Origin of the sequence: Mesorhizobium sp. M4A.F.Ca.ET.050.02.1.1, assembly GCF_003997725.1 — a bacterium.
GTDB lineage: Bacteria > Pseudomonadota > Alphaproteobacteria > Rhizobiales > Rhizobiaceae > Mesorhizobium.
The window spans coordinates 1-4,120 of sequence record NZ_RZSG01000543.1 but is presented as its reverse complement, the minus strand read 5'-3'; the positions used below and the strand labels follow the sequence as shown (position 1 = coordinate 4,120).

4 protein-coding genes and 1 pseudogene are annotated in these 4,120 nt (G+C 61.2%); 2 read left to right on the top strand and 3 right to left on the bottom strand.

The window, feature by feature from the left end; genetic code table 11:
- The coding region (locus EOA33_RS39855; RefSeq protein WP_210212609.1) for a hypothetical protein at positions 1-215 on the bottom strand (215 nt) is incomplete at its 3' end.
- Between EOA33_RS39855 and EOA33_RS26480 the strand changes: the two genes are divergently transcribed.
- Positions 151-2,037 carry an MFS transporter gene (locus EOA33_RS26480; protein ID WP_126054662.1) on the top strand — a complete coding sequence of 629 codons (1,887 nt, stop codon included), beginning with the start codon at positions 151-153 and terminating at the stop codon, positions 2,035-2,037. The two genes, EOA33_RS39855 and EOA33_RS26480, sit on opposite strands and share 65 nt — an antisense overlap.
- Before the next feature lie 77 nt (positions 2,038-2,114).
- Here the strand turns inward: EOA33_RS26480 and EOA33_RS26475 are convergent, their stop codons facing one another.
- On the bottom strand, positions 2,115-2,312 hold the full coding sequence (locus tag EOA33_RS26475; protein WP_126054661.1) for a DUF2735 domain-containing protein: 198 nt from the start codon (positions 2,310-2,312) through the stop codon (positions 2,115-2,117).
- A 308-nt stretch (positions 2,313-2,620) separates the two neighbouring features.
- Here EOA33_RS26475 and EOA33_RS26470 point away from each other — a divergent pair, with 308 nt between their 5' ends.
- Positions 2,621-3,661, top strand: coding sequence for a glutamine synthetase beta-grasp domain-containing protein (locus tag EOA33_RS26470; RefSeq protein WP_127406976.1), 1,041 nt, complete (start codon positions 2,621-2,623; stop codon positions 3,659-3,661).
- 195 nt (positions 3,662-3,856) lie between these two features.
- On the opposite strand, the pseudogene glnA reads toward EOA33_RS26470, so the two are convergent.
- Positions 3,857-4,120, bottom strand: a pseudogene (glnA, locus tag EOA33_RS26465) (glutamine synthetase); the annotation flags it as partial.

Sequence of the window (4,120 nt, the reverse complement as noted above, 5' to 3'; positions counted from 1 at the left end):
AAAGTCATAATCCCATCGTCGCTCTGCCGTTGCCCGGCGCTTTCTGTCATTTTTTCGCCCGTAGCTGCGTTTTTGAGTCCGCGTTCGGAGGAGTTGCGGGCGGTGGCGCAGCCATCGAGGACAGACGGGATCCCACGGGAGGACATATCAATGGCAATGGCATCGACCGCCGGCGGAACAAGCCGCGGCATGACGCGGGAAGAGAAGAAAGTCATCTTCGCTTCCTCGCTCGGCACCGTTTTCGAATGGTACGATTTCTATCTTTACGGCTCGCTGGCGGCTTTCATCGGCGCCACATTCTTCTCGTCGGCGCCGGAAGCGACGCGCAACATTTTCGCGCTGCTTGCCTTCGCCGCCGGCTTCCTGGTCCGCCCCTTCGGCGCCTTGCTGTTCGGCCGCATCGGCGATCTTGTCGGCCGCAAATACACCTTTCTAGTCACCATGACGATCATGGGCTTGTCGACCTTCCTGGTCGGCCTCTTGCCCGGCTATGCCAGTTGGGGCATCGCCGCACCGATTATCCTGATCGGGCTGCGCATGCTGCAGGGCCTGGCGCTCGGCGGCGAGTATGGTGGCGCCGCGACCTATGTCGCCGAACACGCGCCCGACGATCGCCGCGGCTTCTACACCTCCTGGATCCAGACGACCGCGACACTCGGCCTGTTCCTGTCGCTGATCGTCATCCTCATCGTCCAGGGTTCGATGAGCAAGGAAACCTATGCCGATTGGGGCTGGCGCATTCCCTTCATCGTTTCCTTCGTGCTGCTTGCCATCTCGATCTGGATCCGACTGTCGCTCTCGGAATCGCCGACCTTCCAGCGCATGAAGGAAGAAGGCAAGGGTTCGAAGGCACCGCTCTCGGAAGCCTTTGGCCAGTGGAAGAACGCCAAGATCGCGCTGCTGGCGCTGCTCGGCCTCACCGCCGGCCAGGCCGTGATCTGGTATAACGGCCAGTTCTACGCGCTGTTCTTCCTGCAGAACGTGCTGAAGGTCGACCCGCAGTCGGTCAACATCATGATCGCGATCGCGCTTGCCGTCGGCTCGATCTTCTTCGTCGTGTTCGGCTGGCTCTCCGACAAGATCGGCCGCAAGCCAATCATCATGGCCGGCCTCGCTTTGGGTATCGTCTGCACCTTCCCGCTGTTCAAGGCGCTGACCAAGGCGGCCAATCCGGCTCTTGCCGCCGCGCAGCAGAACACCCGCGCGACGGTGACCGCGGCACCCGGCGACTGCAAGTTCCAGTTCAACCCGGTCGGTACGGCGAAGTTCACGACATCCTGCGACATCGCCACCTCGTTCCTGACCAAGAACTCGGTGCCTTATGACGTGGTCGCCACGGCGGCACCCGGGACGGCCGCCTCGGTCAAGATCGGCAACGAGACGGTGGAATCCTACGATGCCGTTGCCGCAGGCGATCAGGCCAAGGCCAAGGACGCCGCTTTCGTCAAGGCGGTCAACATGTCGTTGCGGGATGGCGGCTATCCGCTGAAGCGCGCGGCGATCAAGGTTCCGGACCAGAAGCTCGACGCCTTCATCGCGGCCAATCCCGAGCTCAAGCTCGACGCGGCGGCGATCCGCGGCGGCGAGAAGACGACCGTTGCGGTCGACCAGGCGGTTAAGGACAAGCTGCTGACCAAGGATGAGGCGGCGGGTGCGCCTGAGATCACCGTCTACAACATTCCGGGCGGCGGCGCCTTCGCCATGTTCGCCGATCCGGCCGCGGTGAACTGGCCGATGACCATCGGCATCCTGTTCATCCTCGTGCTTTTCGTGACCATGGTCTACGGACCGATCGCAGCAATCCTGGTCGAGATGTTCCCGACCCGCATCCGCTATACCGGTATGTCGCTGCCCTACCACATCGGCAATGGCTGGTTCGGCGGCCTTCTGCCGGCGACAGTGTTCGCGCTCAGCGCCTACAAGGGCGACATCTACTATGGCCTCTGGTATCCGGTGGTGATCGCGGCGATGTCGCTGATCATTGGCATGATCTTCGTCAGGGACACGCTCGGCACCGACCTGCACACCAAGCAGTAGCCGGTCGGCTGCGATACAAAAAAGCCCGGCGTGAGCGATCACGCCGGGCTTTTTCCATTCGCAAGTTTGCGGGAGACTCAGCTCTTCTGCCGCTGGCCTTCTTCTTCCTCGATCGCCGCTTCGTGGTACCAGCCGTCAAAATCGGCATGCGTGTTGCGCAGCGAGGCAAGCTCTGCCGCGAACTTGGCCTTTGCGCCTAAATTTGAGGCAGCTTTGCGCCCTGCCAGAGGGAACATCAAAATCTTCGCCGACGGACGGGACGGGGTGACTTGCATTGGCGATCTGCCTTCTTCTCCAGGAGCCAGTCGATTCATCTGTTTCCAAGATAGGTCGTGCGACTCATTTAAGCAATATGCCCACAAAAAGATCAGTATTTGCCTATTATTTATGCAAATAATGCTTCTGATCGATCCGGGCGCATCACTGAGACGGCTCAGCAAATTCAACGCTTAGCTTTGACCATTTTGCCGCACCCACCGGGACAAGTGTGGCACACGAATTGCTTTTTAACGATCGGCAGGTCGGCTCAGCCCGGCCATGCGTCGTCGCCCTGCGCGGTGATCAAGCAACGAGAGGCTCTAGAATGACCAAATACAAGCTCGAGTATATCTGGCTCGACGGATACACCCCGGTCCCCAATCTTCGCGGCAAGACCCAGATCAAGGAATTTGCCGAGTTCCCGACGCTCGAGCAGCTGCCGCTGTGGGGCTTCGACGGCTCCTCGACTCAGCAGGCCGAAGGCCACAGCTCCGACTGCGTGCTGAAGCCGGTCGCCGTGTTCCCGGATCCGGCCCGCACGAACGGCGTGCTGGTGATGTGCGAAGTGATGATGCCCGATGGCGTGACGCCGCATGTCTCCAACAAGCGCGCCACCATCCTCGATGACGAGGGCGCCTGGTTCGGCTTCGAGCAGGAATACTTCTTCTACAAGGACGGCCGTCCGCTCGGCTTCCCGGAGAGCGGCTATCCGGCGCCGCAGGGCTCGTACTACACCGGCGTCGGCTATTCGAATGTCGGCTCGGTCGCGCGCCAGATCGTCGAGGAGCATCTCGACCAGTGCCTCGCGGCAGGCATCAATCACGAAGGCATCAACGCCGAAGTGGCCAAGGGCCAGTGGGAATTCCAGATTTTCGGCAAGGGCTCCAAGAAGGCCGCCGACCAGATGTGGATGGCCCGCTACCTGCTGCAGCGCCTGACCGAGAAATACGGCATCGACATCGAGTACCACTGCAAGCCGCTCGGCGACACCGACTGGAACGGCTCGGGCATGCACGCCAACTTCTCGACCGCCTATATGCGCGAAGTCGGCGGCAAGGCCTATTTCGAAGCGCTGATGGCTGAGTTCGACAAGAACCTGTTGGATCACATCGCCGTCTACGGCCCGGACAACGACAAGCGTCTGACCGGCAAGCACGAGACCGCGCCGTGGAACAAGTTCAGCTACGGCATCGCCGACCGTGGCGCTTCGATCCGCGTGCCGCACTCCTTCGTCAAGAACGACTACAAGGGCTATCTGGAGGATCGCCGTCCGAACTCGCAGGGCGACCCCTACCAGATCGCTTCGCAGATCCTGAAGACGATCGCGTCGGTCCCGGCCAGCGGCCAGGTTTCGGCCGCCGCCTGATCCAAGCCGGGGCGCGTTCGCGCTGCGACGGATACTCTGCGACAAGAAAGCCCCGGCGGAAACGCCGGGGCTTTTTTTGCATGGGAATCGCCGGCGATCACGCCGCGCGACCTGAGCGCCGCCACCATCGGCGACAATAAAAAAGCCCTCGGAGGGAGACCTCCGAGGGCTCTAAATCTCAATCCGATCAGAAGTTTAGATCGAATAGTACATGTCGTATTCGACCGGATGCGGGGTCATCTCGAAGCGCATCACCTCGGCCATCTTCAGCTCGATGTAGCTGTCGATCTGGTCGTCGTCGAAGACGCCGCCGGCCTTGAGGAAGCCGCGGTCCTTGTCGAGGCTTTGCAGCGCCTCGCGCAGCGAGCCGCAGACGGTCGGGATCTTCTTCAGCTCCTTCGGCGGCAGGTCGTAAAGATCCTTGTCCATCGGCTGTCCCGGGTGGATCTTGTTCTTGAT

Excerpts from the sequence above, each read along its gene's own strand:
- EOA33_RS26480 (WP_126054662.1), top strand. The coding sequence starts at position 151 with ATGGCAATGGCATCGACCGCCGGCGGAACAAGCCGCGGCATGACGCGG.
- EOA33_RS26470 (WP_127406976.1), top strand. The coding sequence starts at position 2,621 with ATGACCAAATACAAGCTCGAGTATATCTGGCTCGACGGATACACCCCG.
- EOA33_RS26475 (WP_126054661.1), bottom strand. The coding sequence starts at position 2,312 with ATGCAAGTCACCCCGTCCCGTCCGTCGGCGAAGATTTTGATGTTCCCT.